A 25,146-nucleotide genomic window follows, 5' to 3' on the forward strand; every position below is an offset into this window, starting at 1 on the left:
GAAAGGGCAGCCACTTCCTTGCCTTCCTCGGCCTCGCCGCAGCCCTCACCTGCTACAAAAGACTCGCGAAGCTCGCCACGTGAGACATCCTCTTAACTTCCGGGAGTTGTTGCCCGGGGGTGTATCCGCAACAGCGTTCAGGCGATCAAGAATACGCCGCCACGGGCACCGCCGCAGGTTCGCTTGTTCTCGGCGCATCCCGCCCTCAGACGTCCGTCGCTGACGGATTCCGGGGAAGCGCAGGAAAATGCCCGCCCGTATCCCCTCCAGACTGGAGATCGCGGACATCCAAGGTGACGATGTGTTGAGTGCTGTCCCGCAGGGGCTCCGTTCGCCGGGTGCGCCGCCCGGCTGAAGTGCGGGTCGGGGACTGGGCGCCGCATGTGCCACGGAGGTGGGTAACACGGACCGGCTGGCGCCATCACGGCTCCGTGGTGAATACTATTCACCAAAGGTGAATTCAGTTCACCTCGACCCGTGGAGCCCCTATGTCACTCGCCCCAGCCAGCATCTTCGAAGCCGCCCTGAAGCGCATCGGGGAGGGCTTGTACGTCAGCCTGACCACGTTCCGCAAGGACGGCCGAGCCGTCGTCACGCCGGTCGGGTGCGTGATCGAGGGCACCACCCTGTACGTGCTGACTCCACCCGGCACCGGGAAGGTCAAACGCATTCGCAACAGTGGGCGCGTGGTGATCGCGCCCTGCAACGGGCGGGGAACTGTTCCGGCCGGCGCTCCCGAAGTCGAGGGTGTGGCACGTCTCCTGGACGAGCGGGAGGTCGCCCGGGTTCAGCGCTACATGGTAGAACGAACCTTCCTGTACCGCCTGGTGCGCATCGCCGACCGGGTACTGAGGCGCGAGCGTCCACTCGTCGCCATCGCGGTGACGGCGTCCTGAAAGACCGTCGCCCTCGCGGGCCCGCCCGAGCCGCTCCATCCGTCCGGGCGGGCCCCTTTGCCCGACCGGCGCGCGCACCGGAGACGAACGCGGCTACCGGAGCGATCCTCGGGCGGCCTTCAGGCCCGCCGACCGCCCGAGGGAATCCCGGTCACATGTGGACGACCGTGGCGCCCTCGGGGGCGGCGTCGGGGCGACCGCGCCGGAACAGGAGGGCGGCGATGACGGCGCCCACCGCGAAGAGTCCCGCGGACCACCAGTAGGCGGTGGAGTAGCTCTCCAACTGGGCCTGTGCCAGATGCGCGGGCGTGCGGCCGTGATCGGCGAGGTAAGCGCCGGCGGCGCCGGCGGCCAGGGTGTTGAGCAGCGCGGTGCCGACGGCTCCGCCCACCTGCTGCATGGTGTTGACGGCGGCGCTGGCCGCACCGGCGTCGTGCGTGGTGACCCCGTTGATGCCCAGGCTCATGGCGGGCGGCATGACAAGGCCGAGGCCGACGCCGAGGATGAGAAGCGGGGGCAGGATGTGGGCGGCATAGCCGCTGTTCAGATCGAGGCCGGTCAGCATCACCAGGCCGGCGGCGGCCATCAGCATGCCGACGGGAACGACGGTCTTCGGTCCGAAGCGCGGCACGAGGACGCTGATGGACAACTGCGCGACGACCATGAGGATGCCGATCATCGGCAGGAAGGCGATGCCGGTCCTGACCGGTGTGAAGCCCAGCAGCGCCTGCAGGTAGTACGTCAGGAAGAGGAACACGCCGAACATTCCGGCGCTGGAGAGGGCGACCATCAGGAAGGCCCCGCCACGGGTGCGGTCGGCGAGAATGCGCAGGGGCAGCAGGGGATGGCGCGCGCGGGTCTGCCACCAGGCGAAGGCGCCCAGGACCAGACCGGCCGCGGTGAGGAAGCCCCACGTCTGCGGCGAGGACCAGCCGTGCTGCTCGGCACGGGAGAAGCCGAAAACCAGACCGAACAGGCCGGTTGAGGCGAGCAGTGTGCCGGGCAGGTCGAGCCGGGGTCGCCGCGCGGGTGCGCCGCTTCGCATCAGAATCATGCCGCCGGCGAAGGCGAGAGCCGCGAAGGCGAGATTGACGTAGAGGGTCCAGCGCCAGTTCAGGTGCTCGGTGAGGAGGCCGCCCAGAAGCAGGCCCAGTCCGCCGCCTGCGCCGCCGATGGCACCGAAGACGCCGAAGGCCCGGGCGCGTTCCCTGGCCTCGGTGAAGGTGTCGTTGAGCAGGGCGAGGGCGGCCGGCGCCAGGAGGGCACCGAAGAGGCCTTGCAGTGCACGGCCGGTGACGAGGACCTCGAAGTTCTGGGCGGCGCCGGCCAGGGCCGACGCCCCCGCGAATCCGACGGTCCCCACGAGAAAGACGATCTTGCGCCCGAACAGATCGGCGAGTCGGCCGCCCAGCAGCAGGAGGCTGCCGAAGACCAGGGCGTACGCCGTGACGATCCATTGCCGGTCGCCGTCGCTGAACCCCAGGTCGGACTGGGCGGACGGCAGCGCTATGTTCACGATGGTCGCGTCGAGGACCACCATGAGCTGGGCGAGTGCGATGACGATCAGTACCCACCAGCGTCGTGCGTGTGCTGGGGGTGCCTGTGGGGAGGACTCGGCCTCCGAGTGAGGGGGACTCGGGGTGGTGGTTCCGGTGGTGCTCACGGTCGGATGCTCCAAGAAGTGATGGAGGGCGAAGGCGTGGCGAGGGAGAGGCGTAGCGGCGTCCCTACCCCCTGGTGAATCATATTCACCACGCATGGTGAAGAGTGTTAACCTCGCCCTCATGGATGTCAAACGACGTCGGCCGGGACAGCATCACGGCGACCTTCGCAACGCACTGGAGCAGGCTGCGCTGGAGCTGGTGGCGGAGCGGGGGCCGCACGGGTTCACCCTGGCGGAGGCCTGTCGCCGGGCGGGGGTGAGTGTGTCGGCCCCTTACAAGCACTTCGCGGACCGTGATGCCCTGCTGGCCGCGCTGGCGGCCCGCTCCTACCGGGAGCAGTACGCGCGGTTCAGTGCGGCGATCGCCGCCGCCGAGGACGCCGAGGGGCAGTTGGCGGCCTTCGCCGTCGCTTACGTACGCTTCGCCGCCGACGAGCAGGCGCTCTTCGACATCGCCTTCGGGGCCGGGCTGGGCAAGGAAGGACATCCGGACCTGGCGGAGGCGGGGAGTGCGCTGCGTGATCTGCTGCTGCCCGTCGCGCGCCGGATCGTCGGGGACGACGCGGTCGCCTTCGACCTCATCGTGTCGGTGGCCGCTTCCGCCCACGGTCTGGCCGTCTATCTGCAGCAGGGGCTTCTCAGTACCGAATGTGAACCGCTGGCCGCGGCCGAACGGCGAGCCGGGTGCACGGTGCGTGCCGTCATCGCCCAGGCGCGCGCCGACCGATGAGAACGGGAAGGGCGCGGGGCCGGCGGGTCATTCGACAGGAGTCGGGGCCCGTGGGCCGGCCTGCCGCTGCCGTTGCACGCCGGTCGGGCAGGTGGTCGGCTTCCGTTGCCCGGCAGGTCGGCGGTCCGCCGTGGGTTCCGCCGGGAGGTGTCCGCGGCCTCACTGAGGGGCGGTGACGCCGGTCAGGCGTTCGGCCTGGGTCCACAGGCGTGTGGCTGTCGCGTCATCGAGCGCCCGGCGGGGGATACGAGCGGTCGCGGTCGGCCCGACCAGGCCGAACCGGCCGCCGGGGCCGTAGTAGGCACCTCCGACGGCGTCCGGGCCGGTCGCGGCGTACAGCAGCGGTTCGACGCCCTGTTCGGCCTGCTGGGACGGCAGGATGGGCAGGGAGTTGAGCAGTGAACGTTTGGGCTTGTCGCGGCCCAGGCTCGCTCCCGCCGTCTGGAGATTGGTGCGGGTGTAGCCGGGATGTGCCGCCGTACTCAGCAGGTCCCAGCCGCGTTCCCGGGCGATGGTGGCCAAGCGGCGGGTGAACACGAGGTCGGCGAGCTTCGACTGCGCGTAGGAACGGTTGGCGCTGTAGCGCCGCTGTTCCCACTGGAGGTCGTCGAAGTGAATCCGGCCGTACGAGGCGGTGCCGCTGCTCATGGTCGCCACCCGTGGTGCGGGGGCGGCCAGCAGGGCGGGAAGCAGGCGCAGGGTGAGGGCGAACGGGCCCAGGAAGTTGCTGCCGAACTGGAGCTCGAAGCCGTCGGCAGTGGTCATCCGGGTCGGGGGCGCCATCACGCCGGCGTTGTTGACCAGCAGATCCAGCGGGCCCTCGGAGAGGACGCCATCGGCGAACTCTCGTACCGAGGCCAGATCGGCGAGGTCGATCCGGCGCACCTCCAGACGGGCTCGCGGGTGCTGGGCCAGGATCTCGCCGCGGGCCCGCTCTCCCTTGGCCGGGGTGCGCACGGCCATGATGACCCGCGCTCCGGCGGCGGCGAGCCGGCGGGCGGCCTCTTTGCCGGTGCCGCTGTTGGCACCGGTGACGACCGCGGTTCTTCCGGTCTGATCGGGAACGGTGTACATGGGAATCCTCCGTGCTCTCGGCCGACCGAGGTCATAGCGGACCGCCGGTCTGTTGTGGAGAAATTAACAGACTGGCGGTCTGATGGCAATGGACCGGGGGTCTGTACGATGGCCGCGTGGTCCCGACCTCTGCACCGATGCCGCCTCAGGGCTTTCAGCGAGCCCGTAGCCAGGAGCAACGTGCCCAGCGCCGTCGAGCCATCCTGGAGACCGCCGCGGCAATGCTGACGGAGATGACGGTGGCCGAGGTGAGCCTGAACGAACTCAGCCGTCGCGTGGGGCTCGCGAAGTCCAACGTGCTGCGCTACTTCGAGTCCCGCGAGGCCGTACTGCTTGAGCTGCTCCACACCGCGTCGCGGGAGTGGCTGGAGCACCTGGACGACGAGCTCGGCCGCCTGGTGAATCCGAACGCGGAACGGGCCGGTCGCAGCCGAGCCGTGGCCGCCACCATCGCGTCGACCGTGGCGGCACGCCCCGTCCTGTGCGACCTGCTGAGTGCCCAGGCCGCAGTGCTCGAACGCAATGTCTCCGCGCAGGTGGCAGCCGAGTACAAACGCGCCGCCATCGGCGACGTCGAGGCCCTCGCCGACATGATCGGTGGGCGGCTGCCCGAACTCGGGGCGGCCGACGCCCTGCGCTTCGCCGCCGCCGCCATCATGACGACCGGCACGCTGTGGGCTCACGCGCATCCTTCGGCCGCCATGCTCGCCGCCTACGAGGCCCACCCGGAACTGGCCGCGATGCGACTGGACTTCACGGATTCGCTCCGCCAATTCCTGGAGGTACTGCTCGCCGGCCTACTGGCCGGCTGGGAATGACACGGACGAAGAAGCACCGACGGCTCGTTGGTGCGCCACCGGCAGTTGTTCAGCGCAACCAGGGCAACCTCGGGCCAGGACGCCCTCGAACGGCGGCTTGCCCACGCCACCCGAGTGCGCTGGGGTAGTGCCTACCCCGGCCGGACCTCCCGGCCGGGGTAGTGCGAAGGAGAGGCCGATGCGCAGCTTCGAGGCAGGGCAGACGGTCGTACGGCGTGATGTGTACCGCTCCGGGCGGGTGTGGACCGAACAGGCGCTGAGGGTCGTCGACGACACCGGCGCGGCGCTGGTCACCGCCTGCGTTCCCGGGACCGAGGTCCGCTGGCCCTCCTTGTATGCCAAGGCCCTCGCCGATGGCGACCGGGCGGTGCGTACCGAGGCGTTCGACGCCATGGCGACGGGCGAGTGGAGCCTTGCGGACGGCGTCTGGCAGGAAACCGAAATGCTGATGTGGAAGCCACCGGCGGCGTGGTTCAGCATCAACGCCTTCTACGTCCCCGACGGCGATGGCCGGCGGCTGCGGAACTGGTATGTGAATTTCGAGCAACCCACCCGCCGCACCCGGGAGGGGTTCGACACCTTCGACCTGACCGTGGACCTGGTCGTCGATCCCGACTTGAGCCGCTGGACATGGAAGGACGAGGACGAGTACGCCCACGTGAGGCGGCTCGGCATCATCAGCGATGCCGAGCACCGGGCAGTGGAGGACGCCCGTGCCGAGGTACTCGGCATGCTCGCCGACCGCTCCGGCCTGTTCGCGGCGGCCGACCGCTGGGCTGCCTGGCGATGGGAGCCGGCCTGGCCCGTGCCGCGTCTGCCTTTTCCGACAGACCGTGGGCCGGGCCGGGGTCCTGGGGACGGATAGGCGCGCGGAGCCCGTCCACCCGATCACCTGGCCGGTCAGGGCGAACTGCTCCTCACGAGTCCGACGAAGCAGCGACGGGCCGCCCGCTCATACGAACGGGCAGCCCGCCCCTGCCGCCCTGGAACAGGCGATGTTTGCGCCACCCGCGAGCGGTCCGCGGGTGGACGCCTTTGCGCTTGCATGCCGCTGCTTTTGCAGCCTTTCGGCGCAATCCGGAAATGTTCTTCCCGCTCCGCGTGGAGCTTCTTGCGCCGCCACGGCGCCCGGATGTTCCGGAATTCGAAGTCCATCACATTCCCTTGTCGGGTTGTTGCGACGACCGCTGGAAAAGAAGACCGGAAGGGGGCTTTATGCCGTCGACGTGGCTACTGGGCCGCCATCAGCTCAGATCGTCGGTGTGTCATCGACGACCTCCTTGTGCAGTTCGACTATGAATTTCCAGCCATCGCTCGGCTCCAGGAACCGCACTCGGGTCGGGTAAATGTCCAGGGCGCGGCGGTCGCGGTTCTGACCGCTCGCGTTCTTTCGGCCCCGGGCCGGCTCCTCGAACAGGTCGACCTTGACGTCCGGCACCGCGACGACTTCCTCGCTCCAGCGCTGGACGACTCCCGCGCCGAACGCATCCCGTGCGGCGGAGTAGAGCGACTCCAGAGATTCCTTGTTTCCCTCGGGCACGAAGAGGGCCAAGTTCAGGAGGACGCCGGCGCTCTGGAGAACCTCGATTTCTTCTCCTGCCTCGTCGGCAACCCAGACCCCGCGCTCTTCGGCGTTGTCCGGGAGAACACTGACTTCCTCGCCGAAGATCGTCCTTGCGGTGAAGGAGCCTCCCTCGAAATTCTTACCCGGCTCCGTAAGGAAAGCCGGGGCGTAGCAGTCGAGAGGAAGGCCATCCGTCTCTGCCGGGACGAAAATGCCGTCCTGGAGGCCCAACTCTGAAACCTCTCCGGCTGTAAGACGTCGAGCCGTAACCTTCTCGGTATTCACGCCATTCCCCTTTTTTTGCGGCGTCCTGTGAATTCATCAGGACTCTATCACGAAAGTGACCCGGCCCGTTCCCGTTATGTATGCCGTCGCGGTGGCGGTAGTATTGGTCGTCGCCCCGGTCCTTTTTCGGCGCCTCATAAAGCTGGCCTGTTTCATCGTGGAGTGGCCGCGAACTCTTTTCTCGGATGACCGGGGCAAGCTGGGTGGATCGGGTGCGTGGCCTTCTGCGTGCACGCGTGAACTCAAAAGGTCGACGTGGTTGAAGTGAGTCGTCACGTGGGACGCGGGCGGACTCAACTGAAGGGCGAGATGGCGACAAGGGGCGATTGACGCCCGGTATTTCGCTGCGCTTCTGTTCCCGTCCCTCACGCGACGAGCCACAAGTTCAACCCGGGGCGGCTCGGGCTCGGAGCGTCCGCCGGTTCCGGTAGGGACAGGCTCAACCGGTAGGTGGCCGGCCGCGCTGTTGGGGTCGCGGGTGGTGCGCCGGTGGTGACCGGATGGCACGAGGCGTTGAACGTGCTTCGATTGCGGGCGCTATGAGTCCTTTGGGCATTGACACCGGTTTGCTCCGGTGAGCTACTTGGCGTAGTCGAACCGCTGTGTCGTTGGAGGAGGGGCTGGTTCGAGACGCGCCCCGTCCGTCGGTGTTGGAATCAGGGAGCGTCCTATGCCGGTCTCACCGAACCAGGGTTCCACCGGCGGAGGCGACGCGGTGACCCTCACCGGGAGCAACTTCACCGGTACCACCTCCGTGCGCTACGGCCCGCGCGAGGCTACGAGCTTCACGGTCGTCAGCGACACCACCACCAACACCATCACCCCCTCCGGCCAGGGCCCCGTTCCGGTCTTGGTAACCACCCCCGGGGGCACGGGAAATGTCGGCACCTTCTTCTACCTGCCGCCGCCCTCTTTTCGTCTTGTCCCGCCTCCCGCAGGCCCTTTGGGCGGCGGCAATACGGTGATTCTCACCGGTCGCGGTCTCTACACCACGAGCGAGGTTCGATTCGGTTCCCAGCTCGCCCTGTTCACCGTCGACTCCGACGGTCAGCTCACGGTGGTGGTCCCGGCGGCGGCCCTGGCGGGCCCCGTGGGGATCAGCGTGACCACCCGGGGCGGAGTCGCCAGCGGCGTCATCTACACGTATCTCGACTCGCCGTCCCTCACCGTCGTCACCCTCGACTCAGGACCGGTGGACGGCAACAATCTCGTCGTCATCACCGGGACCGCGTTCTCCTACACCACCAGTGTCACGTTCAACGGCATACCCGCCATCTCGTACCGGGTGGCGTCCGACACTGAGATCGACGCCGTGGTGCCGGCCGGAGTGATCGGCCCCGCCGATGTCTCGATCACCACGCTCGGGGGCACCACAACCGCCTTGGACGCCTATACCTATCTGGGACGCTTCGCGGTCCTGGGCGGGGCGTCGGTCACCAACACCGGCCTCACCCTCGTCACCGGTGACCTTGGTGTGAGCCCGGGGGTGTCCATTACCGGATTCCCGCCCGGCCAGGTCAACGGAACCATTCACAACTCGGACGGGGACGCCGTCGCAGCCCACGCCGACCTGGTCACGACGTACAACAACCTTGTTGGCCTGACGCCGGACGCCATCATCACCGGAGACCTCGGCGGCCTGACGCTGTTCCCCGGCATCTACAACGCCGCTTCCTCCATCGCGATCAGCGGGGTGCTCACGCTGGACGCCCAGGGCGATCGCAACGCCGAGTGGATCTTCCAAATCGGATCGACCCTGACGACGGCGACCGCGAGCCAGGTGCTCCTCATCAACGGCGCCACGGCACGCAACGTCTTCTGGCTGATCGGGAGTTCGGCCACTCTGGGTACCGACACCGACTTCGCCGGCAGGATCCTGGCTCAGACATCGATCACGGTAACCGCGGGCGTCACGGTCAGCGGCCAGACACTGGCCATCGACGGCTCGGTAACTCTGGACACCAACGAAATCACCCGCCCGTGGTAGAGGTGTCCACCCGCCACCGGAGTGAGGGCGAGCCCCGTTGAGGCTGCCCGACTGACGGCAGACGCTGGGTGCGACCTTTCGCGGTTCCTGCCCTCTTCCCGGAGCCGGAGCTGGAACCGCAGCGCCGGGCGCGGTGGGCCGCTGTCCGGGGCGTCGCCCTCTTCTGCTTATGACCGCGGCCTGTTGGCCGGCGGTGGTGTGACATGCCGCACCGCGCTGTGATGGCCGAGCCGGCCGCGCATCCCCTGAGCACCGGCCGCGGATCACTATGCGCGTGTGCCGGGCCGCCGCCGGATGAGACGGTGCGCCGTCCTCCCCGATCCAGGTGTGCCTGGGCGGTCGGTGGAGAGGGCACGACGGGGCGGCGGCCGGAGAGTGCTGCTGCGCGGGCCTGCGGAACGAGCGCGGCACGTCACTCCGCCACGTCTCGGCCGCTGCGCCCAGTCCGGGCATGCGGTCAAACCCATGTGTGCGGCGGCGAAACCATGTCCCCCTGCCCGCCCCGGCGTTGGGGCTGCGTCAGCCGAAGCGGACCGGCGCACTCCGGCGCATCCATATTTTTACGGAATCCTACTCATACTTCCATATTCACTCCTAGATGCATGAACTGCGCTCTTTCGAAACATGGGCCGCAGACGATTCACTGAGCCCAGGCAAGAGCAAGAAAGTTCGGCAACGCATCGGCCATCCGTGGGGCTACCGAAGCGCCCGTCACATCGGTGACCTTCGGAGCGAGCTGTGCCACGGCCCTGGGTGGAGCACAACGCTGGTCAACGGCCAACTCCTTGACATGGACGTGCCCAATATCGCGGATTTCGGCGCCCTTCCCGCGCAATCCCGGTACCCGTCATCCCAGGAGCTGGCAGCACAACGCCCGGTACCTCACGTTGAGCGCTGAACCGTCAGCCGATGCCTCTCCCTCTGGGGCCCATTCAGCGGGTGGCGCTACGCCTCTGCCCTCACCGGCGTCGGCGCGATCCTGGCACTTTCCGTGACGTGCGGCGGCACTGCTGTGCCCTCCTCAGGACCGACGACACCGTTCCGGACGCCCATACACCGTGCCGCGCCGCCGTATTTCGTACCTGCGGCGACAGCCACAGAAACCGACAGATTCACCCTGCCCCGGCGCCCACCGCGGCGAGTGTCGCCCCCGCCCCCTGCCCGACAGCGGACAGGGAGGCGCCCGTCCAGCGAAAGGCACCATTATGGCCATTACCCTTTCACCGAACCAGGGTTCCACCGGCGGTGGCACCGTGGTCACCATCACCGGCCCGAACCTCGGCGGAACCTCCGCGGTGATGTTCGGCCCCAGGCAGGCCACCAATATCATCCAGGTGTCGCCGACTCAGCTCACCGTGACGTCGCCTGCCGGGACCGGTACGGTCGGCGTGACGGTCACCACCCCCGGCGGCACCAGTGCGCCAGTCCCCTTCTTCTATGTGAGCCCGCCGGTGCTGACGCACTTGAGCGCCACCTCCGGTCCGCTGGCCGGCGGCAACACCATCACCATCAACGGCACAGCACTGTCCACGGCCACCAGTGTGAGCTTCGGTGGCCAGACCGCCATCCCGACGGTCCTGTCCGACACTCAGCTCACGGTGATCGTGCCGGCTGGAGTCGCCCCCGGTCAGGTCGTGGTACGGGTCACCGCGGCGGGCGGCACGAGCAATGGCCTGGCCTACACGTATCTTGGCGTGCCCACGGCCACAACCATCTCGCCCATGTCCGGCCCGGCCGCCGGCGGCACCTTCTTCACGATCACCGGGACGAATCTGACAGGCGCAAGCGTCACCATCAATGGCGTCGCGGCGACGGTCGTCTCAGTCAACCCCGCAGGTACCTCCCTGACCGGTGTCACCCCCGCGGGTGTGGCCGGAAACGCCGTCGTCGTGGTTACCACCGGCGGTGGCAGCGCGACTGTCCCCGGCGGATTCACCTATGTCGTCGCCGGCCTTCCCGCCCTCTACGTCGCCAACCTGACCTCAGGCACGGTCTCGGTGATCAACAGGGCCAGCAACACCGTCACCGCCACCGTTCCCGTCGAGAAGAACCCCACCGGCGTAGCGGTCGCACCGCAGGTCAACCGTGCCTATGTCGCCAATCAGGGCGCGGACACCGTCTCGGTGATCGACACGGTCACCAACACGGTCATCGACACCGTCGCCGTCGGCAAAAACCCCACCGGTGTAGCGGTGTCGCCCGACAGTGCGCGCGCCTATGTCACCAACCTGACCTCAGGCACCGTCTCGGTGATCAGCACGGCCACCAACGCCGTCACCGCGACCATCAGTGTGGAACCGCAGCCCTCCGGGATCGCGGTCTCTCCGGACCTCGCGCGCGTTTATGTCACCAACCTGACCGCGGGAGTGGTCTCGGTGATCAACACGGCGACCAACACTGTGGTCTCCACCATCACCGTCGGCGCCCTCCCCTTCAGTGTGGCCGTCAGCCCGGACGGAAGCCACGCCTATGTCGCCAACCAAGGGACCAACACGGTGTCGGTGATCGACACGGCCACCGACACCGTCACCGCGACCATCGCTGTCGACGCCCTCCCGTTCAGTGTGGCCATCAGCCCGGACGGAACCCATGCCTATGTCGCCAACCAGGGCGCGAATACCATCTCGGTGATCGACACGGACACCAACACCGTCATCGCCACCATCACCGTCAACACCAATCCTCGCGGCGTGGCGGTCAGCCCGGACGGAGCCAACGTCTATGTCTCGAACCTGACCCCCAGTACCGTCTCGGTGATCAGCACGACCACCAACGCCGTCATCGCCACCATCACCATCGAAACCAACCCCCGTGGTGTAGCCACCCTTTAATCGCTCGAACGGGCAGGAGGGGCAGGCCCAGCCCGGGGCCATGCCCCGTCATCCGCCCCACCGCGTCACATCTCGCGGTCGGCGAACACCGCCGCATGGCCGGTCTCGCCCCCCTCACGAGAAAGCCCCGCCGAAGAGAGCGCCGGGACACCCCGGCCAACTGCGGCGCGGGCTCGCTCGACTGACGGGGGCGCAGTCCGTCCCGGCTACCGCCCGGGGCGCGGGCGGACCGGCCGGACTGAGACCGGGGGAGTGTCACGTGGGTCGCTGCCCCACCTCTTGTTCGGACGGGAACCCATCACGAGTGTCAGCCGCCCGCCGGAGATGATTTCCTCGTGTGTGATCCAGGCCCGGTGCAGTGGCCGTCCGTTGAGCTTCGCCGACTGCACATAGATGTTCGTGTCGGAGTTGTGCACCGCCTCCACCGTGAACCGCGTGCCGCGGCTCGTGGTGTAGGTGACCTCGGGGAACAACGGACTGCCCAGGGCGTAGACCGTGCTCGCCGGGCTGACCGGATAGAAGCCGGACGCGGCCATCACGTACCACGCCGACATCTGACCGCAGTCGTCGTTGCCCGCCAGCCCGGCGGGACCCGTGCTGTACGCGTGCTCGCAGATGTACCGGGACCACTTCTGCGTCAGCCATGGCGCACCCGTGTACACGAACATGAAAGCCATCTGGTGGACCGGCTCGTTGGAGTGGTTGTACTTGTCGTTCCACTTCATCATGTCCTCGGGCGGCGTCTGCTCGAAGATGTCGTTGAGCCGGGTGTTGAAGTTCTCCCGGCCACCGAGGAGACCGACGAGACCTTCGACGTCATGCGGTACGAACCAGCCCTGCTGCTCGGGGTTGGACTCGACGCAGCCGTCCTGGTCGCCCATCCATGTGCCGTCCGCGTTGCGGCCGCGGAACCAGCCCACGTCCTTGTTGAAGACATTGCGGTAGTTCCGCGCGGTCGTGTCCAGCGCGGTGGCGTCCTCGTGGTGCCCCGTCGCCTCGGCGAACCGGGCCAGCGCGAAGTCGGAGTACGCGTTCTCCAAGGTCTTGGACAGGCTGGTGTCGACGCAGTAGCCGAGCTTCGTCCAATTCTCGAAATCGTTGCGATTGGAACGCTCGGCGGGCCCCAGGGCCACATCGCGGCAGTAGCCGTACGCCTTCTCGACGTCGAAGCCCCGCACCCCCTTGAGATACGCCTCGGCGATGATGTTGACCGCCGGGTCACCGACCATGGTGTCGGTGTCCGTCCCGAGCAGCTCCCAGCGGGCGAGGCCCTTGACCGCGCCCGACTCGGTCAGCGCGACCAGGGTGTTGACCTGGTCCGAGACCACCTGCTCGTCGATGATCGACAACAGCGGGAACTGCGCGCGGAAGACGTCCCAGCCACTGAACACGGTGCGTACGGTGAAGTCGTGGCGCTGTACGGGGCCTTCGCCGAATCGCGAGGAGCCGTCCGCGTCCCCGGAGATCCGCGGGTCGATCATGGTGTGGTAGAGCGCGGAATAGAAGATCTCGCGCTGCTTGTCCGTACCGCCGGTCGCCTTGACCTTCCCGGCCACCTTCGACCAGGCACTTCGGGCCCGCGCCCGGACCCGGTCGAAGTCCCAGCCGTCGATGGAGTCGGCGAGATTGCCCCGGGCCCCGGCCACGCTGGTGAACGAGACCCCGGCCTTCGCCTGGATCCGCTGCCCGGCCTTCACGGGGAACTCCACGAAGAAGCCGGCGCTGTCGCTCGCGCTGGTCTGCCCGTCCGCGCCATGCGTGACCTTGTCGCCGTCCCAGGTGCCGAGCGAGGCGATGGGCTGCTCGAACCGCAGGGAGAAGTACACGGTGTAGCTCGGGCCGTTGCCGCAGATCCAGCCACCGCCCGAGCGGTCCGACCGCATCGAGCCCTCGACCGTATGACTGTCCACGAGCCTGAACTCCTGCGCGACGGTGTGCGATCCGTCGAAGCCGATACGGCGGGCCAGATCCACCTTGAGCCGCCCGGTCCCGGCCTCGTGGAACGTGAAGCGCAGGATGCCGGCGCGATCGCCGACGGTCAGTTCCGTCCGCACCCGGTAGCGGTCCAGCTCGACGCTGTAGTAGCCCGCCTCCGCGATCTCGGTGTCCTTGCCGAACGGACTCTTGGCCGCGTCACGGCCGACCACGAGGTCACCCGTTTCCGGCATCACCTGGAGATTGCCCAGATCGCCGTAACACCCGATACCGCCCAGGTGCAGAAAGCTGAACCCTTCGATCGTGGTCATGTCGGCCGAATAACCACTGCCGTTGTCACCGCCGCTCACCGTGTCCGGGGAGAGCTGGACAAGCCCGAAGGGGGTGACCGCGCCCGGGAACGTCTTGCCGCACGCGGTGTCCGGTGACGTCGTCAGCGCGCCCGTGAGGGGGTTCATGAAGTCGACAGCCGTGTGGCGCCGCACGGTCCCCGTGGCCTGGGCCACTGTCGCGGCGGAGGGCGAGGCCACGGCAGGGGCGGCGCCCCGTCCCGCCGCGGCGGCGGAACCGCCGCTTCCCAGCGCGACGAGCGCCGCCGCGCCACCGCCCGCCATCAGAAATCCGCGCCTGTTGAACGGTTCGCCCTGGGTGCCCACGAGACTGCCTCCTGCGCGGTACGGAGGGGCGTACCACGATTGACAACGTTGTCTTCCCGGAGCAATTTCCGCCACCGTGAGGGGGACTGTCAAGGAGCGTGCCGGATCTTTTACCCGGACACTGCTCGCCCGCCCTCCGACCCGAGCCAATGCGGCGGGCGTCGAAGCGGCCCGCACCGAACTCACCGCACAGGGCGTCCTCTTCAACCGCCCCGACCCGCACCCGGACGGGCTGGGGCGGCTTACCTGTCCGGTTCGGACACGGCGTCCGCGAGGAGGACGGCCTCGGGCGAACGCCAGGGCCGGAGCCAGGCCATCTCGCCGTGTACCGCCTCCCGGCCGCAGTGCTCGCAGTACTGGTGTGCGCCGAGGGTGTGCCCGCAGGTCGCGTGCAGGATCCGCATGGGCTCGGCCGGTTCGGCGGGGGACGTATGTGCCTCGCCCCAGGCGGCCAACGCGTTCAGTACGGGGAGCAGATCGACGCCCGCCCCGGTGAGCCGGTACTCGTGGCGGCCCCGCCCGCTCTCGTCGCGGTAGGGCGTCCTGGTCAGCAGACCCGCTTCGACCAGGCGTCCGAGGCGGTTGGAGAGGATGTTGTCGGCGATTCCCAGCTCCGAGCGGAATTCGTCGAAACGTGTGCTGCCGAGTGTGGCGTTACGCATGATCAACAGGACCCACCGGTCCCCGAGCACCGAGGACGCCCTTCCGATCGGGCAGGCTCCGCCCGCGTGTGACGACCGCTCTTCGCGCGTATCCACTGCCTCTTGTCGCACCCTCTCGTTGGGTCACGGCCTCGTTGTGTCAGGGTGTCAGGGCATCTGGCTTGTGCAGTGCAAGTCAGCGTGAACGAGTCTACTCCGCGTGTCGGTGCCGCCAACCCGCCAGAGCCGCCGCCCCGGGGGCCTCACTTCCTGCGTCGGGCGCGGCGCCCTTTCAGGAGTGCCGGCTCTGCCGACGGTGGAGGAAGGTGGCGCCACCCCACACCAGGAGGAGCCCGAGTGCGATGTGGCCCACGCCGACGGCCAGCATGCTCGGGCTGGCGCGACTGTCCTCGCGGCGCCGCTCCAGCATGTCCTCGTAGGTGTATTCCGCACCCACGCCCATGGGGGCCCCGGCCGGCGTCCCGTACACACAGGTGTCGTGGGGCCGCATGGCCCGGTCGCCGCAGGTGAGGGGACCGTCTCCGAAGCTGGGCAGGCCGTACCAGAGGAACACGAGCCCCAGGAGAAACAGAGGAATGACGACCGGGCTGAGCATCATGGCCGCCTTCACGGTCACCTCGCGCCGTGACCGCCGCCGGCCGGATCCCTTCAGGTACTCGGCCATCCGCAGTGTCTCCGCCGCCTCCGCCGCCTGTTCCGGTTCCTCGGGCTCGATCGCCATGGACCCGCAGCCTGCCATCAACGCGGGGTCACATCAATGGGCACGGTCCCGGCTGCCACCCGGCTCCGGGGAAGGTGGCCCGTCGACGGATCGGCCACGGGGTCGTACGGAGCGCCCGGGGGGAGGGACTCTTCCCCGTCTTTCCCACTCGCCCTGTGGCGGTGGCGTATGACCACCCCGGGCCCGGACGATCGGCGGCGATCCTGCCGGGACGCGCGATGCGAGCGTCGCGCCCGCGCGGGGGAGTCCTCAGTCTTTGGGCCGCGTCGCGCCGGGGCCGTACACCATCCGGACGCGCTCGGGGTCTATGACGGTGCCGTTCCCGTCGGCGAAGCCAAGGGTGACCGGTTGTCCGGTGGCCTCGTCGATGAAGAGCGAGGCGGGCTCGCGTCCGGTCGGCAGGCGCCCGTCGCCCCACGAGGTGAGCGCCGCCAGGATCGGGAGAATGTTGTGGGCCGCCTCCGTCAGGACGTACTCGTCGCGCATGCGCTCCCCGGGCTCGCGATAGGGCCTGCGCTCCAGGAGTCCCTCCTCGACGAGTGAGGCGAGACGCGTGCTGAGGATGTCCGTGGGCACACCGATCTGGCGGAACTCCGCGTACCGCCGGCGACCGAAGAACGCCTCGCGCATGATCAGCAGATTCCACTTCAGGCCCAGCACCTCAAGGCTGCGCGCGATCGAGCAGTACTTGTTCTGGGGGAGCTCCATGGCCTTCATGCGTCTCATTCTATCCAGACTTGCCAAAGCCAAGTCAGACACCTAGGTTGGAAACAAGAAGTTAGATGTGTGAGCGAGGAGCAGTCATGACACGGCTTTCGGATTCCGTAGTTCTTGTGACGGGCGCGAACGGAGGGCTGGGCAAGGAGTTCGTGCGACAGGGTCTCGCCCGCGGCGCCCAGAAGGTGTACGCGACGGCGAGGAAGCCTCAGGAGTGGGACGACGCCCGGATCGTGCCGCTCACCCTGGACGTCACAGATTCCGCGTCCGTCGCGGCCGCGGCCGAGGCCGCGCACGACACCACGGTCGTGCTGAACAACGCGGGCACCGCATCCCCCAGCACCCTGCTGACGATCACCCCCGACGACCTGCGCGCGCTCTACGAGACCAATGTGTTCGGTCCGCTCGCGGTGGCCCAGGCGTTCGCTCCGGTCCTCGCCGCGAACGGCGGCGGCGCCCTGGTCGACATTCACTCCGCGCTCAGCTGGCTGGCCACGCCTTCGGCCTACCCGTCGACCAAGGCGGCGTTCTGGTCGCTGACCAATGGGCTGCGCATCGAGCTCGCCGCCCAGGGGACGCAGGTCGTCGGCGCGCACCTCGGCTTCACGGACACCCCGTTCACCGCGCACCTCGACGTTCCGAAGGAGGATCCGCGCGACATTGTCGCCGCGATCTACGACGGGCTTGAGGCGGGTGCTCACGAGGTTCTGGCCGACGACACCAGCCGTCAGATCAAGCGGAATCTTTCCGAGCCGCTCGAAGCCCTGTACCCGCAGTTCGCCGCCGGGCACTGAAGCACCGCACACCGTCGGTCCGTTGCCGTCCGGCACGGACCGACGGTCGCCTTCAGGGCGGCGGGGCCCCCGTCCGGAGGTGGCCCGCCGGCCGGGGCGCGCCGCGACCCGGGGGGCCGCGGGTCAGACGGCGGTGGGGAAGCGTTCCCAGACGCGGTGTTCGCCGAGGAGCCGTGTGACCTGCTCCAGTACCTCGGTGGCGCTGTCGCCGTTCACGACTCCCGGAGCGTTCAGCGGGATGCCTGCCGCTTCCAGGGCGGGTGAGGCGCCCGCCCAGCCGCCGAGGGCCTTTCCGTGGCGGAACGCCTCGGACAGCATGAGGAGGACGCGCGGGTCGGTCGCCTGGCCCATCGAGGTCCGGCCGTCGCCCGCTTTGGCGTCCCGGGCGCCGTAGGCGTCCGCCGCCGGTCCGGCCACTCCGGCCAGGAGGATCGCGTCGAACTCGATGGACCGCGCCGTGGCGAAGGTGCGCTGGACCGTGACCGGGTCACCGCCGGCGTCGAGGCTGCCCCCGGTGGGCGCGATCACCAGCGGGACCATCCCCGCCTCCAGCACCGCCCGGCGCACGGAGCGCACCCCGTCCAGATCCCCGCTCTCGTCGGTGACGATCCCGATGACCCGGCCGTCCGGCGGCCATACCTCGCCCACCTGCGACAGCGCCGGGCTCGGGGCCACCCCGGCGGGGGGCACGGTCGGTTCGGGGGCCGGGAGCCCCAGCCCCGTGGCGACCTGCCCGCACAGGTCGGCGTCGATATTGGCGAGCACCTGGAGCGCCCGTTCCCTGATCGGCTGTTCGTAGCACTTGCCCAGCTCGAAGGTGTAGGCGGCGATGATGTGTTCACGCTCGACGGGCGACATGCTCAGCCAGAAGAGCCGGGGCTGGCTGAAGTGGTCGTCGAAGGAGGCGGGGGCCTTCCTGACCTTCTGGGCCCTCGGCACCGTCACGGGCGTCTCGATGAACGCGCCCGTCTCCGCGCCCGCCAGGAACGGGCAGCCGCCGTCGAGCGAGTTCGGGTGGTAAGGGGCCACGCCCGTGTGGACCGCCGTCTGGTGCATCCCGTCCCGCAGCATGTCGTTGACCGGCGCGTGGGGGCGGTTGATCGGAATCTGCCCGAAGTTGGGCCCGCCCAGGCGGCTGATCTGGGTGTCCAGATAGGAGAACAGCCGTCCGGCCAGCAGCGGGTCGTCCGTCACATCGATACCGGGCACCAGATGGCCGACATGGAAGGCGACCTGCTCCGTCTCCGCGAAGAAATTGGACGGGTTGGCGTTGAGGGTCATGAGCCCGATCGGCTGGACCGGGGCCAGCTCCTCCGGCACGATCTTCGTCGGATCGAGCAGATCGATCCCTTCGAATGTCTGCTCGGGAGTGTCGGGAAACGTCTGGACCCCCAGCTCCCATTCCGGGTACGCACCCGCCTCAATGGCGTCCGCGAGGTCCCGCCGGTGGAAGTCGGGATCCATCCCGCTGATGATCTGCGCCTCCTCCCACACCAGCGAGTGCACACCGAGCCGGGGCTTCCAGTGGAACTTCACCAGCGTCGTCCCGCCCTCGGAGTTGACGAGGCGGAAGGTGTGGACGCCAAAACCCTCCATCGTCCGGTATGAACGCGGGATGCCCCGGTCGGACATGTTCCACAGTGTGTGGTGCGTGGCCTCGGTATGCAGGGTGACAAAGTCCCAGAAGGTGTCGTGCGCGCTCTGCGCCTGCGGGATCTCCCGGTCCGGATGCGGCTTTCCCGCGTGAATGACATCGGGGAATTTGATCGCGTCCTGGATGAAGAACACCGGGATATTGTTGCCGACCAGGTCGAAGGTGCCCTCCCGCGTGTAGAACTTGGTCGCGAACCCGCGGGTGTCCCTTACGGTGTCCGCCGAGCCGCGTGAACCGAGGACCGTGGAGAAGCGCACGAACACCGGCGTCTCCACGTCCTTGCCCAGGAAGGCCGCCTTGGTGACCCCCGCCGCGGTGCCGTACCCCCGGAACACGCCGCGGGCCGCCGCGCCACGGGCATGGACGACCCGCTCGGGGATGCGCTCATGGTCGAAATGAGTGATCTTCTCCCGCAGGTGATGATCCTGAATCAGTACGGGTCCACGGGCACCGGCCTTGAGTGAGTGGTCCGTGTCGTACAGCCGGGCACCCTGAGCGGTCGTCAGATACGCGTCGCCCTGGGCGACGTCCTCCTGGGCGGCGCCGGTGGCCTGCCCCGTGGGACCGACCGTCTCCGGACCACTCTGGTCGGACTTGACCGGCAGCGGCCCACGGACCTCGGTCGGCTCCACGACCGGCGGCGACTCGAATCCCGGCCTGCCCGGGATCCCGTCCTCGGCACCGCTTCTTTTCTGGATCAGAGCGTTCGCGGCCTTTTCGGCAGCGGCCTTCACCGGATTCTTCTCACCCATTGTTTCTCCTGACCGTGAGGGGGGCGGCCTAACAGCCATGACCGTGAGAAGTCGAATTGAAACGGTCGGAGCGCCGCCGCCCGCCTTCGCGCGGCGCGCTGCCTGCGCCACCCGGCGGAGGCCGGGAGAGGAATTCCCTTCGGCCGCGAGTGGGCGGCGCTGTTTTCCGGTCGGACGCCCACCGGGTCCGGCGCGCCGTTCCACCGGGTGTGGCGTACACCGGAAGAAACGGGGGAGACGGTTCAGCACATTCGGGAAATTCGACAGTCGGGAGGCATGATGAGGGCTCTGACCTGGCAGGGGAAACGCGACGTAAGGGTCGAGACGGTGCCTGACCCGCAGATCGTCGATCCGACCGACATCGTGGTCAGGATCACGTCCACCGGCATCTGCGGATCCGATTTGCATCTGTACGAGGTGCTGGGCCCCTATCTGGAACCGGGCGACATCCTGGGGCACGAGCCGATGGGCATCGTGGAGGAGATCGGTCCCGAGGTGACGGCGCTCTCGGCCGGGGACCGGGTCGTCGTCCCGTTCAACGTCTCCTGCGGTACGTGCTGGATGTGCGGCCAGGGGCTGCACTCCCAGTGCGAGACGACGCAGGTACGCGAGCGTGGCACGGGAGCGTCACTCTTCGGCTTCTCCAAGCTCTATGGGGAGGTCCCGGGCGGGCAGGCGCAGTTCCTGCGGGTTCCTTTCGGAAACACACTGCCCATCAAGGTGGACCACGGGCCGCCGGACGACCGGTTCGTGTACCTGTCCGACGTCCTGCCGACGGCCTGGCAGGCGGTCGAGTACGCGGCGATCCCGCCGGGTGGCAGCGTGACGGTCCTCGGACTCGGTCCCATCGGCGACATGGCCGCCCGTATCGCCCTGTACCGCGGGGCAGGCCGGGTCATCGGCGTGGATCTGGTGCCGGAGCGACTGGCCAGGGCACGCGCGCGCGGCGTGCACACGCTCGACCTCAACGAATTCGGGGACGATCTGGCCGAAGAAGTACGGCGCCTCACCGGCGGCCGGGGGACCGACGCCGTCATCGACGCCGTCGGTATGGAGGCACACGGCGCCACGCCCGCCGGCGCCGCCCAGAAACTCGCGAATGTCCTCCCCGACGCGCTGGGACAGAAACTGATGGAGCGCGCCGGCCTGGACGACATGGGCGCCTTCAATATCGCCGTGGACGCGGTACGACGCGGCGGAACCATCTCCGTCATCGGGGTCTACGGCGGCGCGATCGACCCGATGCCGATGATGACGCTGTTCGACAAGCAGGTCCAACTGCGCATGGGCCAGGCCAACGTCAAACGCTGGGTGGACGACATTTTGCCATTGCTCAATGAGAACGACTCCCTGGGAGTGGACGACTTCGCCACGCACCGGCTCCCACTGGAGGAAGCGCCGCACGCGTACAAAACCTTCCAGGACAAGAAGGACGGCATGGTCAAGACCCTGCTCATCCCCTGAGCGGGGCCGACCGCGACAGAAGCCGTGCCTGCGGTGAGGCGGCGCGGCGCCGCGTCCGGCCGCTGTGTCGGACACCGCGGCGCCGCGTCGGCTACCGCTCCTCCTGGCGTTCCTTCACCCGGTCCCTGACGGTGCGTTCGACCGCGGACCGGTCGAGGGCTTCGTCCTTCGCGTACCGCGTGATCGCATCCCTGGTGTCTCGGTCGAGGTCCCGCCACGCACGCCAGGCTGTCTCGTACATCGCTCTCTGCCCCTCGGTCCACTGCTCGCTGGCCGGCGGCCCGAACGCCTCGCGCAGTTCTCTGGCGCGGTCGTGCGCCTTGTCGGCGGCGTGCTGCAATTCGACCAGTTCATCCACAGTGTGTGCCACGTACGTATCTTAGGACTCTTTGCCGGAACAGGGGTGGCATGCCCCGGCTCCGTACGGAGCCGTACGGCGTCATCCGGCGTAAGGAAGAAGGCCGCCGGTCGATGTGATTCGGTCCTGTTCTTTTGGGAACCCATCATTCCCCGACCTCGCGAGGAGGCAGTCATGGCAGACCACACGCACGGCCCGCAGGATCCGGTCAGCAAGCATCCGAGGCCCGAATTTCCCCAACAGGAGCAGGAGACCCCCGGCTGGACGGGCCCGATGGATCCACCGCCGGACCACGGTGAGGATTCGTACCAGGGGCACGACGTGCTGGCCGGCCACAAGGCGCTGATCACCGGTGGTGATTCCGGTATCGGCCGGGCCGTCGCGCTCGCCTACGCGCGCGAGGGGGCCGATGTGGCGTTCTCCTATCTGCCGGAAGAGGAGAAGGAGGCCGAGGAGACCGCCCGCCTGATCGAGGACGCGGGTCGCAAGGCCGTGGCGGTGTCCTGCGACATCCGTGACGAGGCGCGGTGCCAGGCCCTGGTCGACCGCGCGGTGGCGGAACTCGGCCGGATCGACATCCTGGTGAACAACGCCGCTTACCAGATGTCCCAGCCCGACGGAATCAGCGCCATCAGCACGGAACAGTTCGACCGTGTCATGCGCACCAATCTCTATGGCATGTTCTGGCTCTCCAAGATGTCCCTGCCCCATATGCGCCGGGGCGGCTGCATCATCAACTCCACCTCGGTGCAGGCGTACAAGCCCAGTCCGCATCTCCTGGACTACGCCATGACGAAGGGGGCGATCGTCACCTTCACGCAGGGGCTCGCGCAGATGCTGGCCGAGGACGGCATCCGGGTGAACGCGGTGGCCCCCGGACCCGTCTGGACCCCGCTCATCCCGGCGACCATGCCCGACACCACATCGTTCGGGAAGCAGGCACCACTGGGACGGCCGGCGCAGCCCGCCGAGATGGCCCCCGCCTATGTCTTTCTCGCCTCCCCGCAGGCCGGCTACATCACCGCCGAGATCCTCAACGCCACCGGCGGCACGCCCCTGCCGTAGGGACTCCCGGCCCGCCACGCGACGAGCGACGCGGGCGCCGAATCAGGTTGCCCAGGGTGGTCTTGCCGGAGCCGGACCGGCCCTTGAGGGCGACGAGTTCGCCGCGCCCGATACGGGAAGAGGTCCGGACGTTGTCGCCCTGACGTGGGCGGCTCCTGCCGGCGTAGGTCCCGGCAGGAGCCACGCTCGCTCGGCTCAGCTTGTGATGGCCTTGGTCTCCAGGAATTCCTCCAGACCGGCGCGTCCCATCTCGCGCCCGTTGCCGGACTGCTTGTACCCGCCGAACGGGGCCAGGAAGTTGAGTTGGCCACCATTGATGTCGACCTGGCCGACACGGAGCCGTCGGGCGACGGCCAGCGCGTGCTCGGGCTCGCCCGCGACCGCGGCGTTCAGACCGTAGATGGTGCTGTTGGCGATGGCCACGGCGTGGTCGTCGTCCGTGTACGGGATCACGACAAGGACCGGACCGAAGATCTCCTCCTGTGCGATGGCGGAGTCCGGGTCGACCTGGGCGAAGACGGTGGGCCGGACATAGGCGCCGGTCCCCAGGCCCTCCGGCCGACCCGGTCCGCCGACGACCAGGGTGGCACCGTCGGCGACACCACGTTCGATGTAGGAGGCCACACGCTGTCGCTGGACCTCGGAGGCCAGCGGGCCGATCCGGGTCTGTTCGTTGCTCGGGTCTCCCACCGTGTAACCGGCGGCGGCGTCGCGCAGCAGTTCCACCGCCCGATCGTGCAGCTCGGCGGGGACAAGCATGCGCGTCCAGGCCCCGCATGCCTGACCGGCGTTGCTCCAGGCGAAGGACAGGCCCCGGGTGACGGCCTCGCTCAGATCGGCGTCGGGAAGGATGATGTGGGCCGCCTTGCCCCCGAGTTCCAGTGCCACGCGCTTGACCGTGCCGGAGGCGACCACCGACACTCGCTTGCCCGCGGCGGTGGAACCGGTGAATGACACCATGTCGATGTCGTTGTGCGCGGCGATCGCCTCTCCGACAACGGGCCCCGTGCCGTTCACCACGTTCAGGACGCCCGGGGGAAGCCCGGCGTCGGCAGTGATCTCCGCGAAGATCCTCGCGGTCAGCGGCGCCACCTCGGAGGGCTTGAGCACCACGGCGTTGCCCGCCAGCAGGGCGGAGACCACCTTCGTCACAAGCTGCTGCAACGGGAAGTTCCAGGGGGTGATCGCACCCACCACACCGACCGGCTCACGGACGATCAGCGAGTTCGCGATCTCCTCCGTCCAGGGGAAATGCTCCGCCGCGTCGATGGCGGCGGTCGCCGCCAGGACCGGCAGGCCGGCCTGCGCCCTGCGCGCGAACGAGATCGGGGCTCCCATCTCCGCCGTGATCGTCGCGGCGATCTCCTCCGCGCGCTTCTGTATGCCCTCCACCACGCGCCGGAGCACCGCGACGCGTTCGGCCGGGGCCGTGGCCGCCCAACCGGGGAAGGCCGCGGTGGCCGCCTTCACGGCGAGGTCGACATCCTCGGCCGTGCCCCGCGGAACGGAAGCGACGACCGCGCCGGTGGCCGGGTTGAGCACGTCGATGACCGGTCCGTCCGAGGGAACGGCGCGTCCGTCGATCCAGTGGGAGGGAAGGGGATAAGTGAATTCGGTTGAGTCGTTCATGAGCCCAGAGAACATCGGGGCCGGAGGGACAACCAGGGACGGTCTGTCCTGTGATGCCCTTCACATCCCGGGCCGGAACATGGGGTGTTGACGTCCTACGGGACCCGCGCCGAGGGACATCGGGCAGAGGCGGCACGAGGTGCCGGAGGCGATCGACGCGACCATGCCGCCCCGCTTCCGGGACGGCACCACATGCCGCCGCGTCGGACGGGCAGCCCGCATGCCCCTGCCCGCCCGGGCACCTCGGGGGCTCACCGGGCGGGCAGGAGGACAGTCAGTGTCGCGTCACCCTTCGCGGTGTTCCGACCAGGAGCGGAACACCGCGGCCTGACCGTGACGGGCTCCGGACGCGTCGACGAGATCCCACATGGTCACGTCCTCGATCCAGAATTCAGCGCCGTCGCGGGCTCGCCGCAGTCCCCGATAACCGGTGGCGAACCCCTTGTCCCGGACGGACCGCACAAAGGAATCCCGGTCCGTTTGCCGGCCCGGCGCGGCGGACAGCCGGGAGGGCATGCTGTCGAACTGCTTCCAGTCGTAGCCGAAGCAGCTCTGGGCCACCTTGTTGGCATAGACAAACTTGGCGTCGTCGTCGGTGTTGTGGGCCAGCAGACCGAAGGGCGCCGAGGTGTACAGCCACCGGGCCGCCTCCTGGTCGGACGACCAGTGCGACGGGCAGAGGGGCGCACCCGTCACCTCCAGGTGACTGCGCAACAGCAGCGCCGCGAACGCGGCGCTCCGCCACAGCTCGCCGGTACGGGAGTCAGATATGCCGGACACGCGTCAGTCCTCGCTCACCCAGCTCATGAGCTTGCGCAGCTCACGGCCCGTGGTCTCCAGCAGGTGCTCGCTGTCGGCCTTCTTGTACTCGTTGTACTTCTTCAGACCGCC

Annotated in this window: 20 protein-coding genes and 1 pseudogene; 9 read left to right on the top strand and 12 right to left on the bottom strand. The window is 68.5% G+C overall.

Going from position 1 to position 25,146, the window contains the following annotated elements:
- Positions 1 to 488: 488 nt before the first annotated feature.
- The gene (locus ABZ707_RS32580) at positions 489 to 896 is read left to right on the top strand and encodes a PPOX class F420-dependent oxidoreductase (protein WP_360182271.1); all 408 of its coding nucleotides are present in this window, start codon (positions 489 to 491) and stop codon (positions 894 to 896) included.
- 151 nt (positions 897 to 1,047) lie between these two features.
- Here ABZ707_RS32580 and ABZ707_RS32585 read toward each other — a convergent pair whose 3' ends face one another.
- Complete coding sequence (locus ABZ707_RS32585) at positions 1,048 to 2,559, bottom strand: DHA2 family efflux MFS transporter permease subunit (protein ID WP_360182274.1); 1,512 nt, start codon at positions 2,557 to 2,559, stop codon at positions 1,048 to 1,050.
- Between the two features lie 94 nt (positions 2,560 to 2,653).
- On the opposite strand from ABZ707_RS32585, the gene ABZ707_RS32590 reads away from it, so the two are divergent.
- Positions 2,654 to 3,289: a TetR/AcrR family transcriptional regulator gene (locus tag ABZ707_RS32590; RefSeq protein ID WP_360182277.1), complete on the top strand. Its 636-nt coding sequence runs from the start codon at positions 2,654 to 2,656 to the stop codon at positions 3,287 to 3,289.
- A 159-nt stretch (positions 3,290 to 3,448) separates the two neighbouring features.
- Here the strand turns inward: ABZ707_RS32590 and ABZ707_RS32595 are convergent, their stop codons facing one another.
- A complete protein-coding gene (locus tag ABZ707_RS32595) occupies positions 3,449 to 4,363 on the bottom strand; it encodes an SDR family oxidoreductase (protein ID WP_360182280.1) in 915 nt (304 codons plus the stop codon).
- Positions 4,364 to 4,500: 137 nt separating this feature from the next.
- Here ABZ707_RS32595 and ABZ707_RS32600 point away from each other — a divergent pair, with 137 nt between their 5' ends.
- Complete coding sequence (locus ABZ707_RS32600) at positions 4,501 to 5,181, top strand: TetR/AcrR family transcriptional regulator (protein WP_360182325.1); 681 nt, start codon at positions 4,501 to 4,503, stop codon at positions 5,179 to 5,181.
- 178 nt (positions 5,182 to 5,359) lie between these two features.
- Positions 5,360 to 6,046 carry a DUF402 domain-containing protein gene (locus tag ABZ707_RS32605; RefSeq protein ID WP_360182283.1) on the top strand — a complete coding sequence of 229 codons (687 nt, stop codon included), beginning with the start codon at positions 5,360 to 5,362 and terminating at the stop codon, positions 6,044 to 6,046.
- 384 nt (positions 6,047 to 6,430) lie between these two features.
- Here the strand turns inward: ABZ707_RS32605 and ABZ707_RS32610 are convergent, their stop codons facing one another.
- A complete protein-coding gene (locus ABZ707_RS32610) occupies positions 6,431 to 7,030 on the bottom strand; it encodes a hypothetical protein (protein ID WP_360182286.1) in 600 nt (199 codons plus the stop codon).
- A 670-nt stretch (positions 7,031 to 7,700) separates the two neighbouring features.
- Here ABZ707_RS32610 and ABZ707_RS32615 point away from each other — a divergent pair.
- Together ABZ707_RS32615 and ABZ707_RS32620 are read left to right on the top strand one after the other, a co-directional pair.
- Positions 7,701 to 9,017 carry an ice-binding family protein gene (locus ABZ707_RS32615; RefSeq protein WP_360182289.1) on the top strand — a complete coding sequence of 439 codons (1,317 nt, stop codon included), beginning with the start codon at positions 7,701 to 7,703 and terminating at the stop codon, positions 9,015 to 9,017.
- A gap of 1,205 nt (positions 9,018 to 10,222) precedes the next feature.
- Positions 10,223 to 11,848, top strand: coding sequence for an IPT/TIG domain-containing protein (locus tag ABZ707_RS32620; RefSeq protein WP_360182292.1), 1,626 nt, complete (start codon positions 10,223 to 10,225; stop codon positions 11,846 to 11,848).
- Positions 11,849 to 12,054: 206 nt separating this feature from the next.
- On the opposite strand, the gene ABZ707_RS32625 is transcribed toward ABZ707_RS32620, so the two are convergent.
- The 4 genes from ABZ707_RS32625 to ABZ707_RS32640 form a co-directional block, all read right to left on the bottom strand.
- Complete coding sequence (locus tag ABZ707_RS32625) at positions 12,055 to 14,439, bottom strand: GH92 family glycosyl hydrolase (protein WP_360182295.1); 2,385 nt, start codon at positions 14,437 to 14,439, stop codon at positions 12,055 to 12,057.
- Positions 14,440 to 14,681: 242 nt separating this feature from the next.
- Entirely contained in the window at positions 14,682 to 15,212 is a 531-nt protein-coding gene (locus ABZ707_RS32630; protein ID WP_360182298.1) for a helix-turn-helix domain-containing protein, read from the bottom strand.
- 160 nt (positions 15,213 to 15,372) lie between these two features.
- Positions 15,373 to 15,822 (bottom strand): hypothetical protein, encoded by a 450-nt coding sequence (locus ABZ707_RS32635; RefSeq protein ID WP_360182301.1) that lies wholly within the window; start codon positions 15,820 to 15,822, stop codon positions 15,373 to 15,375.
- A gap of 249 nt (positions 15,823 to 16,071) precedes the next feature.
- A complete protein-coding gene (locus tag ABZ707_RS32640) occupies positions 16,072 to 16,539 on the bottom strand; it encodes a helix-turn-helix domain-containing protein (RefSeq protein WP_360182304.1) in 468 nt (155 codons plus the stop codon).
- A gap of 86 nt (positions 16,540 to 16,625) precedes the next feature.
- On the opposite strand from ABZ707_RS32640, the gene ABZ707_RS32645 reads away from it, so the two are divergent.
- Positions 16,626 to 17,333, top strand: a complete 708-nt coding sequence (locus ABZ707_RS32645) for an SDR family oxidoreductase (protein ID WP_360182307.1) — start codon at positions 16,626 to 16,628, stop codon at positions 17,331 to 17,333.
- Positions 17,334 to 17,456: 123 nt separating this feature from the next.
- Here ABZ707_RS32645 and ABZ707_RS32650 read toward each other — a convergent pair whose 3' ends face one another.
- Positions 17,457 to 19,739 carry a catalase gene (locus ABZ707_RS32650; protein ID WP_360182310.1) on the bottom strand — a complete coding sequence of 761 codons (2,283 nt, stop codon included), beginning with the start codon at positions 19,737 to 19,739 and terminating at the stop codon, positions 17,457 to 17,459.
- A gap of 279 nt (positions 19,740 to 20,018) precedes the next feature.
- Between ABZ707_RS32650 and ABZ707_RS32655 the strand changes: the two genes are divergently transcribed.
- Positions 20,019 to 21,203 (top strand): zinc-dependent alcohol dehydrogenase, encoded by a 1,185-nt coding sequence (locus ABZ707_RS32655; RefSeq protein WP_360182328.1) that lies wholly within the window; start codon positions 20,019 to 20,021, stop codon positions 21,201 to 21,203.
- Positions 21,204 to 21,294: 91 nt separating this feature from the next.
- Here the strand turns inward: ABZ707_RS32655 and ABZ707_RS32660 are convergent, their stop codons facing one another.
- Complete coding sequence (locus ABZ707_RS32660) at positions 21,295 to 21,573, bottom strand: hypothetical protein (protein WP_360182313.1); 279 nt, start codon at positions 21,571 to 21,573, stop codon at positions 21,295 to 21,297.
- Between the two features lie 162 nt (positions 21,574 to 21,735).
- On the opposite strand from ABZ707_RS32660, the gene ABZ707_RS32665 reads away from it, so the two are divergent.
- Positions 21,736 to 22,626, top strand: a complete 891-nt coding sequence (locus ABZ707_RS32665) for an SDR family oxidoreductase (RefSeq protein ID WP_360182316.1) — start codon at positions 21,736 to 21,738, stop codon at positions 22,624 to 22,626.
- A 195-nt stretch (positions 22,627 to 22,821) separates the two neighbouring features.
- Here ABZ707_RS32665 and ABZ707_RS32670 read toward each other — a convergent pair whose 3' ends face one another.
- The 3 genes and pseudogenes from ABZ707_RS32670 to ABZ707_RS32680 form a co-directional block, all read right to left on the bottom strand.
- On the bottom strand, positions 22,822 to 24,255 hold the full coding sequence (locus ABZ707_RS32670; protein ID WP_360182319.1) for an aldehyde dehydrogenase family protein: 1,434 nt from the start codon (positions 24,253 to 24,255) through the stop codon (positions 22,822 to 22,824).
- A gap of 285 nt (positions 24,256 to 24,540) precedes the next feature.
- The gene (locus ABZ707_RS32675) at positions 24,541 to 25,035 is read right to left on the bottom strand and encodes an MEKHLA domain-containing protein (RefSeq protein ID WP_360182322.1); all 495 of its coding nucleotides are present in this window, start codon (positions 25,033 to 25,035) and stop codon (positions 24,541 to 24,543) included.
- Between the two features lie 3 nt (positions 25,036 to 25,038).
- A pseudogene (locus ABZ707_RS32680) lies at positions 25,039 to 25,146 on the bottom strand (ketol-acid reductoisomerase); the annotation flags it as partial.

Origin of the sequence: Streptomyces sp. NPDC006923 (assembly GCF_040635655.1) — a bacterium.
Classification (GTDB): Bacteria; Actinomycetota; Actinomycetes; order Streptomycetales; family Streptomycetaceae; genus Streptomyces.

Bases quoted from the DNA above. Each gene is read 5' to 3' on its own strand.
- ABZ707_RS32580 (WP_360182271.1), top strand. From the start codon at position 489: ATGTCACTCGCCCCAGCCAGCATCTTCGAAGCCGCCCTGAAGCGCATC.
- ABZ707_RS32590 (WP_360182277.1), top strand. From the start codon at position 2,654: ATGGTGAAGAGTGTTAACCTCGCCCTCATGGATGTCAAACGACGTCGG.
- ABZ707_RS32595 (WP_360182280.1), bottom strand. From the start codon at position 4,363: ATGTACACCGTTCCCGATCAGACCGGAAGAACCGCGGTCGTCACCGGT.
- ABZ707_RS32600 (WP_360182325.1), top strand. From the start codon at position 4,501: ATGCCGCCTCAGGGCTTTCAGCGAGCCCGTAGCCAGGAGCAACGTGCC.
- ABZ707_RS32605 (WP_360182283.1), top strand. From the start codon at position 5,360: ATGCGCAGCTTCGAGGCAGGGCAGACGGTCGTACGGCGTGATGTGTAC.
- ABZ707_RS32615 (WP_360182289.1), top strand. From the start codon at position 7,701: ATGCCGGTCTCACCGAACCAGGGTTCCACCGGCGGAGGCGACGCGGTG.
- ABZ707_RS32620 (WP_360182292.1), top strand. From the start codon at position 10,223: ATGGCCATTACCCTTTCACCGAACCAGGGTTCCACCGGCGGTGGCACC.
- ABZ707_RS32635 (WP_360182301.1), bottom strand. From the start codon at position 15,822: ATGGCGATCGAGCCCGAGGAACCGGAACAGGCGGCGGAGGCGGCGGAG.
- ABZ707_RS32640 (WP_360182304.1), bottom strand. From the start codon at position 16,539: ATGAAGGCCATGGAGCTCCCCCAGAACAAGTACTGCTCGATCGCGCGC.
- ABZ707_RS32645 (WP_360182307.1), top strand. From the start codon at position 16,626: ATGACACGGCTTTCGGATTCCGTAGTTCTTGTGACGGGCGCGAACGGA.
- ABZ707_RS32650 (WP_360182310.1), bottom strand. From the start codon at position 19,739: ATGGGTGAGAAGAATCCGGTGAAGGCCGCTGCCGAAAAGGCCGCGAAC.
- ABZ707_RS32655 (WP_360182328.1), top strand. From the start codon at position 20,019: ATGAGGGCTCTGACCTGGCAGGGGAAACGCGACGTAAGGGTCGAGACG.
- ABZ707_RS32665 (WP_360182316.1), top strand. From the start codon at position 21,736: ATGGCAGACCACACGCACGGCCCGCAGGATCCGGTCAGCAAGCATCCG.
- ABZ707_RS32670 (WP_360182319.1), bottom strand. From the start codon at position 24,255: ATGAACGACTCAACCGAATTCACTTATCCCCTTCCCTCCCACTGGATC.